This window comes from Candidatus Methylacidiphilales bacterium (genome assembly GCA_030054035.1).
Classification (GTDB): Bacteria; Pseudomonadota; Gammaproteobacteria; order JASGCS01; family JASGCS01; genus JASGCS01.
Window position 1 is genome coordinate 42,047 of the sequence record JASGCS010000003.1, and the last position, 13,986, is coordinate 56,032.

The 13,986-nt window shown below is 35.4% G+C and carries 14 protein-coding genes and 1 pseudogene; 7 read left to right on the forward strand and 8 right to left on the reverse strand.

Annotation, left to right across the window (positions count from 1 at the left end; genetic code table 11):
• From QM538_03290 to QM538_03320, 7 genes are all read left to right on the forward strand, one after another.
• Window positions 1–371: hypothetical protein (locus QM538_03290; protein MDI9347505.1), on the forward strand; the 371-nt coding region annotated here is incomplete at its 5' end.
• A gap of 83 nt (window positions 372–454) precedes the next feature.
• Window positions 455–2,953, forward strand: coding sequence for a DEAD/DEAH box helicase family protein (locus QM538_03295; protein MDI9347506.1), 2,499 nt, complete (start codon window positions 455–457; stop codon window positions 2,951–2,953).
• Window positions 2,954–3,069: 116 nt separating this feature from the next.
• Window positions 3,070–5,352, forward strand: a complete 2,283-nt coding sequence (locus tag QM538_03300; protein ID MDI9347507.1) for an N-6 DNA methylase — start codon at window positions 3,070–3,072, stop codon at window positions 5,350–5,352.
• A 6-nt stretch (window positions 5,353–5,358) separates the two neighbouring features.
• Window positions 5,359–6,108 (forward strand): abortive infection family protein, encoded by a 750-nt coding sequence (locus QM538_03305; protein MDI9347508.1) that lies wholly within the window; start codon window positions 5,359–5,361, stop codon window positions 6,106–6,108.
• Window positions 6,109–6,295: 187 nt separating this feature from the next.
• Window positions 6,296–6,532, forward strand: coding sequence for a hypothetical protein (locus QM538_03310; GenBank protein ID MDI9347509.1), 237 nt, complete (start codon window positions 6,296–6,298; stop codon window positions 6,530–6,532).
• A gap of 554 nt (window positions 6,533–7,086) precedes the next feature.
• A complete protein-coding gene (locus QM538_03315; GenBank protein MDI9347510.1) occupies window positions 7,087–8,277 on the forward strand; it encodes an ATP-binding protein in 1,191 nt (396 codons plus the stop codon).
• Window positions 8,278–8,280: 3 nt separating this feature from the next.
• On the forward strand, window positions 8,281–8,835 hold the full coding sequence (locus QM538_03320) for a hypothetical protein (protein ID MDI9347511.1): 555 nt from the start codon (window positions 8,281–8,283) through the stop codon (window positions 8,833–8,835).
• A gap of 280 nt (window positions 8,836–9,115) precedes the next feature.
• Here the strand turns inward: QM538_03320 and QM538_03325 are convergent.
• The 8 genes and pseudogenes from QM538_03325 to hisH all read right to left on the reverse strand — a co-directional run bounded on the left by QM538_03325 (window position 9,116) and on the right by hisH (window position 13,984).
• Window positions 9,116–9,404 (reverse strand): annotated as a pseudogene (locus QM538_03325) (integrase core domain-containing protein).
• A gap of 146 nt (window positions 9,405–9,550) precedes the next feature.
• Complete coding sequence (locus tag QM538_03330; GenBank protein ID MDI9347512.1) at window positions 9,551–10,288, reverse strand: DNA-processing protein DprA; 738 nt, start codon at window positions 10,286–10,288, stop codon at window positions 9,551–9,553.
• 80 nt (window positions 10,289–10,368) lie between these two features.
• On the reverse strand, window positions 10,369–10,704 hold the full coding sequence (locus tag QM538_03335) for a phosphoribosyl-ATP diphosphatase (GenBank protein MDI9347513.1): 336 nt from the start codon (window positions 10,702–10,704) through the stop codon (window positions 10,369–10,371).
• Entirely contained in the window at window positions 10,686–11,057 is a 372-nt protein-coding gene (gene hisI, locus QM538_03340; GenBank protein MDI9347514.1) for a phosphoribosyl-AMP cyclohydrolase, read from the reverse strand. The genes QM538_03335 and hisI overlap by 19 nt, the downstream gene beginning before the upstream one ends.
• Window positions 11,054–11,842, reverse strand: coding sequence for a hypothetical protein (locus tag QM538_03345; protein MDI9347515.1), 789 nt, complete (start codon window positions 11,840–11,842; stop codon window positions 11,054–11,056). Before QM538_03345 ends, hisI begins: the two co-directional genes overlap by 4 nt.
• Before the next feature lie 12 nt (window positions 11,843–11,854).
• Window positions 11,855–12,625, reverse strand: a complete 771-nt coding sequence (gene hisF / locus QM538_03350) for an imidazole glycerol phosphate synthase subunit HisF (GenBank protein MDI9347516.1) — start codon at window positions 12,623–12,625, stop codon at window positions 11,855–11,857.
• On the reverse strand, window positions 12,612–13,358 hold the full coding sequence (gene hisA / locus QM538_03355) for a 1-(5-phosphoribosyl)-5-[(5-phosphoribosylamino)methylideneamino]imidazole-4-carboxamide isomerase (GenBank protein MDI9347517.1): 747 nt from the start codon (window positions 13,356–13,358) through the stop codon (window positions 12,612–12,614). Before hisA ends, hisF begins: the two co-directional genes overlap by 14 nt.
• Window positions 13,355–13,984, reverse strand: coding sequence for an imidazole glycerol phosphate synthase subunit HisH (hisH, locus tag QM538_03360; GenBank protein ID MDI9347518.1), 630 nt, complete (start codon window positions 13,982–13,984; stop codon window positions 13,355–13,357). The genes hisA and hisH overlap by 4 nt, the downstream gene beginning before the upstream one ends.
• Between the last annotated feature and the right edge of the window lie 2 nt (window positions 13,985–13,986).

The window sequence follows — 13,986 nt, forward strand, 5'->3', positions numbered from 1 at the left end:
TGCTTGCACTAGAAAGTAATAATAAAAGCAATAACAAAGGCGGAGTGCTTGCGCTAGAAAGTAATAATAAAAGCAATAACAAAGGCGGAGTGCTTGCACTAGAAAGTAATAATAAAAGCAATAACAAAGGCGGAGTGCTTGCGCTTGATAGTTATCATAAAGGTGAACTTCTTTCACAAGGTTTTTTTGGTAATAAACCTATTCCTAAAGAAGAGTTTGACAAGCCCTTTACCAGCAACCATCTCAGCTACCTACTTCAGCAAAAAATCATTGATGGATATGCAAAAAATTCAAGTGAAATAGTATTTTATAAAAATCATCATACACTTTATAGGCGTCCATTACAGGCTACAGATACCTGTTGTGATTAAACGATTCTCCCCACCCAACAGCGTGGATTCGTACCCTCTATTTGGTCGTTATAATATATAAGAATGTTCAAATAGATATAGTCATGAAAGATAAGCTTAAGAAAAACAATGAAGCCACAGCGCGAATAAAAATAAATAAACTGCTTGAGCAAGCTGGATGGCGACTTAATGATTCAGAAAAAAGTAGAGCGAATGTTATACTTGAAGCAGGTGTGCGACTTCAAGACGCAGGAGATAATTATGAAAAAACAATAAATGGGTATATAGATTATTTACTTTTAGACGATAATAATTATCCTCTTTGCGTACTTGAGGCAAAAAGCAGCAACATTCATCCACTATCTCCAAAAGAGACTCAAGCACGCCCATATGCGAAAGGAAAAAACTGCCGATTTGTGATTTTATCAAATGGAGATTCCCATTACTTTTGGGATATTGAATCTGGAAACCCAGAAATTATTACAGAATTTCCAACACAAGCGACATTACTTCACCGTATAAAAAATAAATACAACACATCAGATCTTGTTTCTGAAATTATTGATAGTAAATATTTAGAACCAAAGAAAACCCTACGAGGGTATCAAGTTGAGGCTATTCACGCTATTCAAAAGGCCGCTAAAGAAGGAAAGAGAAGATTCCTCTTGGAAATGGCGACAGGTGCAGGTAAGACGACGACATCTGGGGCTATTTGTAAGTTATTTCTCCGTACTGGTAATGCTAGCCGTATTCTTTTCCTGGTTGATCGTATTGAGTTAGAAACACAAGCTTTAAATGCACTCAAGAATTTATTTGATGGGCAATATTTTGTTGAAAAATTCAAAGATGGTAATTGGGATCGTGGTCACATTGTGATTTCTACTGTACAGACACTGTTGGCTGGTAACAAATATCGTGAATATTTTTCACCAACAGATTTTGATCTCGTTATTTCTGATGAAGCGCATCGTTCTATAGGCAGTAATTCACGAGCAGTATTTGAATATTTTCTAGGCTATAAGTTAGGTCTTACTGCAACACCGAAGGATTATCTTAAGGGCGTGGATGAAAGAGAGTTAATAAAGAAAAATATAAAAGCTTATGAGTATAGAAATTTAAGGGATACCTACACTACTTTTTCTTGTGAGGACGGCATTCCTACATACAGGTATGACCTTAGAAAAGGTGTTGCGGATAATTTTCTAATCAATCCCTTTGTTATTGATGCTCGCACGGAAATTACTACAGAGCTAATTTCTAAAGAAGGTTACTCTATGCAAGTTGAAAATGAAGATGGTGGAATAGACGATGTATTTTACTTTGCGAAAGATTTTGAGAAAAAATTCTTCAATGACGATACTAATCGTGTATTCTGCGAAACAATCTTGAATAACGGACTCCTAGACCCACTAACTAATGAATTTGGCAAGACGCTTGTTTTTTGTGTGAGTAAATCCCATGCATCAGATATTGTAAATCTATTAAATTCTTTAGCCGATAAAAAATGGCCAAATAAATATCAAAGTAATTTTGCCATTCAAGTAACAAGTGGTATTGGCGAAGAGCATAAATACACAAAGGATTTTGCAAACAATAGACTTAAAGAGAAGTCACAATTTGCCCATGATACTCATCCAGACTATAACACTTCAAAGGCTCGTATTTGTGTAACAGTAGGCATGATGACAACTGGTTATGATTGCCCAGACTTATTAAATATTGTATTGCTTCGCCCTATATTTTCCCCTACCGACTTTATACAGATGAAAGGCCGTGGAACTAGAAAGTATACTTTTCTTTATCAAGAAACAGGAGAAAGTAAAACAAAAGATAAATTTATCCTTCTTGATTTCTTTGCTAACTGTCAATATTTTGAAAAAGATTTTGACTACAATAAGAAAATAACCTTACCTATTTCTAAAGACGGCACTAAAAACTCACTTAAAGACCCAACTCCAAATACAACTAATATCCTAGACAGCGTAGATGCAGAAACACCAGATACTATCGCAACAATAACACAAATATACATTGGGGTAGAAGGAATGAAAATTGACAGAAGTTTGTATCCTTACCAACAGTTTGAGCAAGTGATACAAGAAAGTAAGACTCTTAAGAGAATAAAAGAAGAGCAGGGACTAGATGGACTTGAGGAGTATATTAAAGCCGAGGTATTTAATAAACCTACTGAGTATTGGAGTGCAGAAATGATTCGGCAATCTTACGAAAGGGAATATCAAACTAAGAGAAAAATTAGCCTAATGGAAATGATCCTCAAAGCTCTCGGAATGCAGAATGATTTCAAGAGTAGAGATGAAAGGGTAAACGAAGAATATCAAAAATTTATTGATATCCAGAGACCACAGATAGCAGAAGATCAAGTTGAACAAGTAACCATACTTAAAAAATTCTTTGAGACTTTTGTTTCAGATCCCATATTCAGAGGTATGATTAACAAGAAAGAATATGCAGGTATTTCCGTATATCCATCCTTCAATATGCAAGAGTTGCAGGTTCTGGGTGATTTAATTGAAGATGCGTCAAACTATGCCAATGAATATCTTCAAAGAGAAATGGCTGAATTTGATTGGGAGAATAAATAATGCTTAACACAACCATTAAGCAACAAATCAATACAGTAAGAGATACTCTTGTTGGTAAGATTCCAGATCCAAAGGGGCAAATTGACCAAATAACCAACGCACTCATCTATAAATTTATGGATGATCTTGACACGCAGTCATGCGCACTACCAGGTGGCAAGGCAAGTTTTTTCACGGGAGACCTAAAACCCTATGCATGGCATAAGCTATTTAATCTAAAATTATCTAACCAAGATAAGGCTGATTTATATATTATAGGTATTGAAAAACTTTCAACAGCAAAACATTTACCTGTGCTTTTTCAAGATATTTATAAAGACGCCTTTTTGCCGTTCCGTGCACCAGATACTATTGCGTTGTTTTTAAATGAAATCAATAAATTTGGCTATCAACACAGCGAAGACCTAGGTAATGCTTTTGAATACCTGCTCTCCATCATGGGCTCGCAAGGTGACGCAGGGCAATTCCGCACCCCTAGGAACATTATTGAGTTCATTGTCGACGCAGTTAATCCAACAAAAGACGAGACTATCTTAGACCCTGCCTGCGGAACAGCTGGATTTCTAGTAGAAGCATATAAGCATATTACAAAAGACAAAAAGCTAAATCCAAAAGAAATGCAAGAACTTGCAAAACATATTCACGGTGTAGATATAGCCCCTGAAATGGCAAAGATTGCCAGAGTAAACCTCTACCTCCACGGATTCAAAACACCTTTAATAACAGAAAATGACACACTCACCGATGAAAAACTTTGGGGCACTAAATACGATGTCATATTAGCCAATCCACCATTCATGACACCAAAAGGTGGAATAGTACCTCACGACAAATTCAGTGTAAATTCAAATCGGGCAGAGGTACTATTTACCGACTATATCGCAGAACATCTAAAACTAACAGGAAGAGCTGGCATAGTCATCCCAGAAGGTATCATTTTTCAATCTGGTAAAGTTTATAAACAACTTCGCAAGATGTTAGTTGATGATAATTATTTATCCGCAGTGATTTCATTGCCAGCAGGCGTATTCAACCCATACAGCGGAGTAAAAACCTCCATACTCCTCCTTGACCGCAAACACGCAGCACAAAATAAGGAAATATTATTTATCAAGGTTAATAATGATGGGTTTGATTTAGGCGCACAAAGGCGAGAAATAAATAAAAATGATTTGCCAGCAGCTTTAGAAATACTGGATAAATGGAAAACTAACGAGAAAGTAGAAAACAAAATAGCAGTGTATGTAGAAAAAACCAAGATTGCCGAAAACGGGGATTATAATCTATCTGGTGATCGTTATCGTGCAACAAACAATTACACTAATGCTAAATGGCCTATGGTTAAGTTGGGGGAAATTGCAGAAATTATGAAAGGCTCTGCGATAACAAAAAAAGACACACAGCTAGGAAATATTCCAGTAATTGCTGGCGGACAAGAACCTGCTTATTATCACAATAAATCAAACAGAACAGGCGACATAATAACTGTTAGTGCTTCAGGAGCTTATGCTGGCTTTGTAAATTATTTCACTATTCCAATCTTTGCTTCCGATTGTTCAACAATACAAACAAAGGATGATAGTAAGGTACTTACGAGATATCTTTTTGGCATTCTTAAATCGAAACAAAATTCTTTATATGAATTTCAGCAAGGTGGCGGCCAACCACATGTTTATCCAACTGATTTGAAAACAATATTAATCCCTCTCCCACCTCTTGAAATCCAAGAGCTAGTCGTCGCAGAGCTGGACAGTTATGCAGGCATCATCGCAGGAGCCAAACAAATCATCAAAAACTGGAAACCAAAAATTGACATTGATCCGGAGTGGGAGATGGTTAAATTGGGTGAATTTTGCAAAATTGAAAGGGGTGCATCTCCTCGCCCAATAGACAAGTTTATGACTGATGATCCAAATGGTTATAATTGGGTAAAAATTGGAGATACCAAAAACGCTGATAAATATATTACACAAACGGCAGAAAAAGTAACTAAAGAGGGAGCGGAAAAATCCCGCAAAGTTTTTGTAGATGATTTTGTGCTTTCAAATTCAATGAGTTTTGGACGACCATACATAATGAAAATTGAGGGCTATATTCATGACGGCTGGTTAAGATTAAGCGAAGATCCTAATAAAATTGAGAAGGATTATCTCTATTATATTTTGAGTTCTGATTTCGTAATTGAGCAATTTGAAAATGCTGCAACGGGTGGAGTGGTTAGAAACCTGAATTCAGAATTAGTGAGAAAAGTTGAAATTCCTCTCCCACCTCTCACAATCCAAAAACAAATCGTAGAAAAAATTGAAGCAGAGCGCACTCTCGTCGAATCCTCCAAAAAGCTAATTGATATATACGAACAAAAAACCAAAGAAGCGATTGCTAAACTTTGGTCAGAATAAATATGTATGAAAACTGATCATCTCATTCTTAAAATTGTCAATAGATGGATTGGTGTTAGTGGCGGGTATTTGGGATTGCCTGAAAATAGGCGTTTTACATATTATACCCATAAGACATTTTATCCAGAATATTGCAGTCTAGATAAGGATCCTTATCTGCTTTCTGGAACAACGAAAGATAAGTTTATTAAAATATTTGAATTATCAACTCCAAGAGAAAAGGCTAAGATTATACGTGGTGTAATTGAAAAATTTCCTATATGTGAAGAAGTTAAAGAGAGAACAAATTCACTTAAAAATGAGTTGTTAGAGGAAGCTAAAAAATTAGAAAAAGAAGATTATATTAGCACCCCAGATATTAAAGAAGGGCATATATTGGAATTAATTAAGGATGCCGATGCGCTCAAACAAAATAGAAATGCAAGTAGTGCCTTGGATCGTTTGCATACAGCATTTCATGGTTATTTAAGGGAGTTGTGCGATGATGAAGATATATCACATAAGGAGGGAGACGGGCTAGTCTATTTGATGAAACAACTTCAATGCAAGCACCCAAAACTTAAAGTGAAGATAAAATCTCAAGAGACCCAAAACATAATAAATAATCTAGTCTCCATTTGTGATTCACTTAATCCTATGCGTAATCAAGCAAGTCGAGCTCATCCAAATAAGATTGTTGCAGATGAACCTGAAGCGGTTCTTGTGATAAATTCAATAGTAACGATAGTAACCTATTTGTCAGCAAAATTGAAATAACATCATGTATGAAGATTGATCATGCCCCATCGTCTGTACAATATTAATGATTAGATTAATGGTCTTGCAAACCTACCGCACTTCAGAATTGCACAGGTGATTGATACTTGAGAGCACTGTGTGGTCATACCTAATTGATATACTTCTAATTGTTACTAATCTTTTCTCTATATCAACAATTAGAATATTGAAAGATGAATTTGATATGTATCTTTTGAATAATGCAATTGATGTCTTTGGTATAGAGTATCAAAAAGTAACAAACACTTTTCATCCAACAAAACATACCAACGCAAAAGGAGAAGTGGTGAATGAAATCAATACCTATAATGTTGGAATACTGTATTCTGATGAAGCGGTAGCAACCAATTATTTATTTGATAATATTTTTTTAAGACAGCGAATTAGAGAAAAACAATATTAAAACAACTATTTCTGAAGTAATTATTTTTACCATAATTCCGAAAAATCTATCAAGATACCAGTGGCAGGAGGGAAAAGATATTCCCCTGATTATGCATATGTTTTAAATATTGAGAATGGAGAGAAAAAACTATATTTCATCGTAGAAACAAAAATATTGGCGATTTAATTAGAGTGATAACTAAACAGTATCAAATTAATATAAAAGTTACCTTACCACTTTACCAGTACCAAACCTCGTTGAAAAAACGCCCCATTTAAGGCTCGAAGATCACCTCAAATGGGGCATTTCTACTTAGCATAAATTAGTCATTTTCATTTTGCATTAATATAACATAATTACGTTGATTTATAGTTATAATATATGTTAAAATAAATAAAATAACAATTAAAAAACAAAAATCTGTGATTCATTACCTAAAATTTAAAAATATCTATTCATTAAGAGAGGAATTTATTTTAGATTTAAGGGCAGATAGTCGCTCACCTGATTCAAATAGATATATAAAATCACAATATAACCCAGAAATAAGACTATGCAAAATCATAAATATAATGGGAGCGAATGCTTCAGGCAAATCAAACATACTTAAAATATTCAAATATATCAAATTCTTACTAGCAGATTCTTGGATCTTGTCAAAAGAAATCCAAAATCAGCAAGTGCAACCAAATCAAACAGTACCATTTCCTTTAATAATCAAACCTTTTGTTTTAAGCACCGATCCAGTAATCCTTAATAAACCAAGTGCTATTGAAATTGCATTTGAATTAAATTCAACGCTCTTCACCTATGCAATCTCTATAAAAAATGAAATAATTCAAGAAGAAACATTGACTTCCACAAAGGCAAACAAAACAGTCATTTATTTCAAACGAAAACTATCTGCTTCACAAGACATTCTCAAAGTAGAAATTGATAATTTGGTCAATAAACATGACCAATGGGATTTTCACAGAAAACTCAATAATAAAAATTCTTTTATGCACACCTACTATGATGTGCTTTTAGACTATTCAATAAAATCCAATAAAAAAACTCAAGAAGTAATAGATACATTTAAAAATAAATTAGACTATGAATTATTCTTTAATTTCTGGAGTAGAAGTATTATAAATATCCCTCAAGTAGAAATTAATAAGTCGCTAACAACCTCCAATTGGGAACTTTTTGCATTTCGATTCTATGATAACCCTCAAAACATTCTCTATAAACAAAAAGCAAGAGACTACATTTCACGTTTAGATACTTCAGTTAATAATTTTTTTACTGAAAAATATTCTAATCCTGTCTTTGGCGATCAATTTAGAATAGATTTTACTATTAATAAAGATGGCACAGATTTTAGACTCAATTATGCAGATATGTCTTCTGGCACTAAATCCCTTCTCCTTCTATTAGGGGCATGGTTTTTTGCATTAGATAATAACCTTCCGATCATTTTAGATAACTTTGATAGTGATCTTCATCCAGATATCATCAGCGAGCTTATAGACCACTTCTGTTCGTATGATAATCCCCCTTCAAACAGCCAACTCATCATTGCGGGTCATGCTTATACTCTCCTTAATCAATTAGACAAATACCTTCACTACTTCACAAATAAAAACAATGAGCAAGAAACCATATTATTCAGATTATCAGATTACAAAACAGTGGAACATCAAGTCTCACCACGCACCGATGATAACTATTATAAAAAATATAGAAGTGGTAACTATGGAGCAAAACCATACATTACTTAATTGATGCAATCAGAGTTAATAAGATCAATTCTCATCATTGCTGCTGGAAATAGTGAATATGAGTTTCTACAAAAAGTAAAACCTATTATTAATCCCAATATTAGAAATTCTAATTGTAAAGTAGATATAAAACGAAGCGATAATAGTAGCAATGGAAGCATTCCTAAAATGCTTGACTATTGCAATCGAATCAGTATTGACTTGAATTATGATGAAAAATATGTAGTAACTGATTATGATAGATGTTTAGCTAACTCAGAGGAAAATGAAGCAAATACACTTAGTGAGAGATTAAATATTAAAATCCTTTACAATCGTCCAAGCTTGGAAGCAACTATTTTAACAATCCTCGACAGCAATAAAAAAACATATTATCAAAATCAAAAAACAGATAAATTAAAAAAAGAATTGAGAAATACTATTGATTTTAGTAAAAGTACTCATTCAATATCTGGGCTGATTAGCTCGTCGAAATTTAACCCCACCCTTGAACAATTGAAGAATGTCAGACAAAACCTTGCAATCATAGAAGATTTATTCAATATATTTAACAATTAATATCCGTATAGATTATTTGTTAAATGTGACCTTCCCCCCTAAAACTGTGCCAAATCTTCGGAGAGTTTTATAGTGACCTTTCCTCCTAAAGACTAAGCCATTTTCTCAATGAGGTTTCTAGTAAGTTACTATTAAGCAAACAGTAGAGGAGATGGTACAGATGATGGGGATCATTATTTGTCTTGTTGCTTATTGACCTTCCCCCATCGTCTGTACCATTTCTTCGATGAGATTCCTGGTCATACTAACCTACTGCACCCAAGAATTGCATGGGTGATTGTTACTTGAGTGCGCTATGTGGTCGTGCTTCGTTGAAATACTTCTGATAGTTACTAATCTTTTCTCTGGCATCTTGAATATTTTTGAAGTACTCTTGATTGAGTAGTTCATTTCTAAACTTACCATTGAAACTTTCAACAAATGCGTTTTGGGTTGGTTTTCCTGGTTGGATAAATCCAAGTGCTACCTATGATCTTCCTTGAGTAATCATCAATGACATTAAGAATTCTGATTCGCCTACCATTTTCCAATTGATCTGCAACAAAATCCATAGACCATCTGGAATTAACACTGGTTGCAGGAAGGAGTACTGACCTTGTTTTGTACCTCTTTTTCTTACTTAAATCCTCAGTTTTGGTTTATTTTAATTTACTATAAACCTCACCTACGATTTGGTACAGTTTTAGGGGGAAAGGTCAATAGCAATAAATTAAGGTCAGGAAATCAAATCTGAGGTTCCTGCAGAAATAATATTGCAGTAAGAAAATGCATCCACTAGATTTGCTTTTAGGGTAGTTCTACTCTTGCATAGCTTCACTCCTCCTTGCGAGATTAATGTAGCATTACCTTCATTTGATTTAGTTTTATCTTGGTAGTAGGCTACAAATAATTTTTTATTAGCTTTAAGTGTCTCAAGTCCAGCATGTAGAGTCCCACCCTTATCCCCAGCTTCAATAACTACCATAACAGAGCTTAATGCAATTATTGTTTTATTTCTAGTAAATGCACGAAACGGTTGCCAAAAATCTTCAGGCTTGAATTGACTTATCACTAAAACTCTTTCCCAGTCCCAAACATTTTGTAGTTGTTTTTTAATAGTAAAATTTGCGATACCTTCAGGAAGTACGAGAATTGTGCTACCACCAAAAGTTAAGCTAGTAGTATGCGCTACTAAATCAACACCAGATGCATATCCTGAAACCACAACAATGCCGCGTTTAGCTGATTGTTCAGCGCAATCTTTTGCGGTCTCTAATCCCTTTTTGCTTGCATGTCTTGAACCACAAAATCCAATTTTAGATTTACGCAATAGAGATAAATTACCTAAATAGTAGAGTTGATTGAGAGCATTCTTCGTAAAAGTATCTGAGTTATTTAATGGGTACTCTGTATCTTGAGTGCTGATAATCTTGTATGGTGGTATTGTTAAATTATTAACCGTTGCTATTGTCATCGTCTTTTAAAGTTTTAACTGCACATAGCCCGTAAATATTGTCTATCCAATTCTCTGTAGCACACTTGCAGTATCTTTGTCTATTTCTTTCTATTCTCTTTTTCAGTTAGCCCTGATATGCCTTCTCTTCTTTGTAGTTCTTTGTAGATGTCTTCTATTGGTATGTTTTGTTGTGTTAGTAGTACTTGTATGTGGTAGAGGAGGTCTGCTGTTTCGTGGATGATGTTTTGTTGGTTGTTGTTTTTGGCGGCTAAGATTAGTTCTGCTGTTTCTTCTGCTAGTTTTTTTAGTATGGTGTCTGTGCCTTTGTGGAGGAGGGTTGCGGTGTAGCTTGTGTTGGGGTCGGCTTGCTTACGCTGTTGAAGCGTTAGTTCAAGTTGTGTTATGACTTGTGAGATTAACTCTCTTCTGTCCATCGGTTGTTTTCAAATACTTTAAAGAAACATGATTTTCTTCCTGTGTGGCAAGCTATTCCTTTGGTGGTAATGACTTCTAGTAATAAGGCATCTCCATCGCAATCAAGTTTGAATTGGACAAGTTTGAAGAAGTCTCCTGAGGTTTCTCCTTTGTGCCAAATGGTGTTTCTACTTCTGCTGAAGAAAACCACTTCTCCGCAAGCAAGTGATTTGATAATGCTTTCTCTGTTCATATACCCTAGCATTAGTACAGATTTGTTTTCTGAACTAATCACTACGGCTGGGATTAGTCCGTTATCATCAAATTTAATCTCTGAGAAAAATATTTTTGCGTTAGTTTCTGAGCTATTCATTTTAATACCTTAAAAAGTTCTTCTGGAAACTGTTGGTTGATGGTGAAGTCTGTCCAGATTACTTCATTATATTTAATTCCATCATAGTACAGTCTGACTCTTGCAGGTTGTAGCCATGATTGATTGGGTTTGCTGAAAAAGTTGGAGTAGCGTCTTTCATGATATCCTCTTGGTGTTTTAAAGCCAACATAAATAATATTGAAGTCTTTCTGGGCGATTCCAAACCTTGTAATCCCACCTGACGGATCGGTTAGTTCAACTAGGTATGAAGGTATGCCATCAATCAGATCATCTGGTAATCTTTTTTGTTGCCAACCTGGATCAAGTGCATTTCTAATTGCGCCAAATCCAAAATTTGATGCCCATTGTTCGTTTGCGCTTTGGTCGGAGATAGGACCTTGAGTGTCGTATGTGGTTTTACCGTCAAAAGTGTTTAAGAATACTAGTTTTGAGTTCCTTTTACCTTCAATTCTAACTCTCCCGTCAGCTCTATGTGCATCGGGTTTGGCATCTTCATAGACACGCCACATTGAATAATTGTCATAGATGATTTCAGAGCCATCTTTGTAGAAGATTGCTCTGCCAGTTAAATAAAGACTTGAGGCTTTGCGCCAAGCATCTCCTCCAGATTTATCCCATGCTTTAGTAATGATTGCTTGGGCTGAAAGCTGAGCGTTGTTTTTATACAGTGCTGGAAATTCATCATTTAATCTATCCATAGTTTCAGCATTAATTTGAGTGCTAAATATACATAGTGCATTGAGGAGAACTAATGCTGATTTCATGACAATATTATATTACATACAATCAGTTGTTCTAATTATGATGCCATTTTTAAGTAAATATTCTTTTACACTTTGGATGGTGCAGGTGCCGAAATGAAAAATACTAGCTGCTAATACTGCATCTGCTCCAGATTTAATTGCTTCTAGGCAGTGTTGAACAGTTCCTGCTCCACCAGATGCGATAATGGGGACTGTAATGGTTTGATTAAGCTGCTTTAGAATATTGGTATCAAATCCTGTGTTAGTGCCATCTTTATCCATACTCGTGAGTAGAAGTTCTCCTGCTTTCTGGTTGCCAGTTTGTTGCTGGCACCATTGAATGGCGTCTAGATTGGTTGCTTGTCTGCCACCATGGCTGAAGACTTTATATGTGTTATTGATTTGTTTGACATCTACTGCTAGGACTATGCACTGACTTCCAAAAATGCTTGCTAGTTCTTCTATGAGGGTTGGGTTTTGAATGGCTGCTGAGTTAATAGAGACTTTATCTGCGCCGGCGTTTAGTGCATCCCTGATATCTTGTGCGTTTTGAATACCACCACCAACGGTAAGCGGAATGAAAACTTGCTTGGCAACTTGTTCTACTAAATGAAATACAGTTTTTCTGTTTTCATGGCTAGCGGTGATATCTAGGAAAACAAGTTCATCAGCGCCTTCTTGGTTATATCGCGAGGCAATCTCTACAGGGTTGCCTGCATCAATAAGATCTTTGAAGTAAGTTCCTTTAACGACTCTTCCTTGGTCAATATCAAGGCATGGAATAATTCGTTTAGTGAGCGGCATGGTTACTGCTTTTTATTTGTTCTATGGTTACGCTAGAGTCGTGAAGGGCTTTTCCAATAATTACTCCATTAAGATTAGTTATCCTTAAGTTTTGTAAAGTGTTGATATCAGTTATTGAACCTATACCACCTGAAGCAATAACTGATTTAGATGTCATTTTGCAAAGTTTTGTAATTGAGGTTATATTTGTTCCTTGCCCCATGCCATCTTTTGTAATGTCAGTGAAAATTATTCCAGCACTTGGTTGAGTTTCATACTGAGCAACTAAGGTTTCTAGTGAGATGTTAGTTTGCTGCGTCCAGCCTTTTACTGCTAGGAATTCACCTTTACAATCAAATCCGAGAAATACTTGGTTAGGAAAGTTATTTACTAGCTCCGATGCGAGTATTGGATTTGATTGTAGTAAGGTACCGATTACAATAAATGAGACGCCGGCTTGAAAATATCGCTTGGCCTGTTCCTGGCTCCTGATACCTCCGCCAATTTGAATCTGGAGTTGATCATGTTGTTTGCAAATTTTTGTGATGAAGTTAAAATGCAGTGGTGAAACTACACCTTCTTTAGCGCCATCAAGATCAACAATATGAATTCTGCGCAGTCCATGGTTGTACCACTCGTGAATTAGTTGTTCAGGATCGGCTGGATAATTGGTTTGTTTTTGGTAGTCACCTTGTGTTAATCTGACCACCGCGCCGTTAATTAAGTCAATAGATGGGATAATTTGAAATGTCATGGTTTCCAGGCGCAAAAATTTGAAAGTAATTGTAGTCCAGAAGCCCCACTTTTTTCTGGATGAAATTGAGTTAGGGCGACATTATTATTAGCTAACATGGATGGAAAAGTAAGTGAGTAAGTTGTCGTGGCTATTTCCCATCGCCTCGCTTGTTCAGTTAGATGCGCATAGTAGCTATGGACAAAATAAAAATATCTTTGTTTTATGGGAATAGAATTGATGAGATAATGCGGTTTGATTTCATCAATGCTATTCCAACCTAAATGTGGGATTTTGAAATCTTTTATTGAGGGAAATCTTTTTGCTGTTCCTGAAATATATTGTAGGCAAGCGGTGTCATTATTTTCTTCACTTGAAGTTAGTAGTACCTGCAATCCCATGCATATACCTAAAAATGGTTTATTGGCAAGCGCTTGCATTATTACTGATGTAAGTTGTTGCTGGTTGATGGCTTGCATGGTTGAGTTGGCCGCTCCCTGACCTGGGAAAACTATTTTATCTGCTTGTGAGATAGTGTCTGGATTATTGGTTAATGCAATGGTATGGTGTTTAGGGGCAACCGATTGTAAAGCTCTCATTACCGAATGAGTATTACCCATTCCATAATCAATTATTACAATGTTCATAA

Bases quoted from the DNA above. Each gene is read 5' to 3' on its own strand.
- hisI (MDI9347514.1), bottom strand. From the start codon at position 11,057: ATGAATAGCTCAGAAACTAACGCAAAAATATTTTTCTCAGAGATTAAA.
- QM538_03330 (MDI9347512.1), bottom strand. From the start codon at position 10,288: ATGACAATAGCAACGGTTAATAATTTAACAATACCACCATACAAGATT.
- QM538_03295 (MDI9347506.1), top strand. From the start codon at position 455: ATGAAAGATAAGCTTAAGAAAAACAATGAAGCCACAGCGCGAATAAAA.
- hisA (MDI9347517.1), bottom strand. From the start codon at position 13,358: ATGACATTTCAAATTATCCCATCTATTGACTTAATTAACGGCGCGGTG.
- QM538_03345 (MDI9347515.1), bottom strand. From the start codon at position 11,842: ATGAAATCAGCATTAGTTCTCCTCAATGCACTATGTATATTTAGCACT.
- QM538_03320 (MDI9347511.1), top strand. From the start codon at position 8,281: ATGCAATCAGAGTTAATAAGATCAATTCTCATCATTGCTGCTGGAAAT.
- QM538_03315 (MDI9347510.1), top strand. From the start codon at position 7,087: ATGGGAGCGAATGCTTCAGGCAAATCAAACATACTTAAAATATTCAAA.
- QM538_03305 (MDI9347508.1), top strand. From the start codon at position 5,359: ATGAAAACTGATCATCTCATTCTTAAAATTGTCAATAGATGGATTGGT.
- hisH (MDI9347518.1), bottom strand. From the start codon at position 13,984: ATGAACATTGTAATAATTGATTATGGAATGGGTAATACTCATTCGGTA.
- QM538_03300 (MDI9347507.1), top strand. From the start codon at position 3,070: ATGGATGATCTTGACACGCAGTCATGCGCACTACCAGGTGGCAAGGCA.
- hisF (MDI9347516.1), bottom strand. From the start codon at position 12,625: ATGCCGCTCACTAAACGAATTATTCCATGCCTTGATATTGACCAAGGA.
- QM538_03335 (MDI9347513.1), bottom strand. From the start codon at position 10,704: ATGGACAGAAGAGAGTTAATCTCACAAGTCATAACACAACTTGAACTA.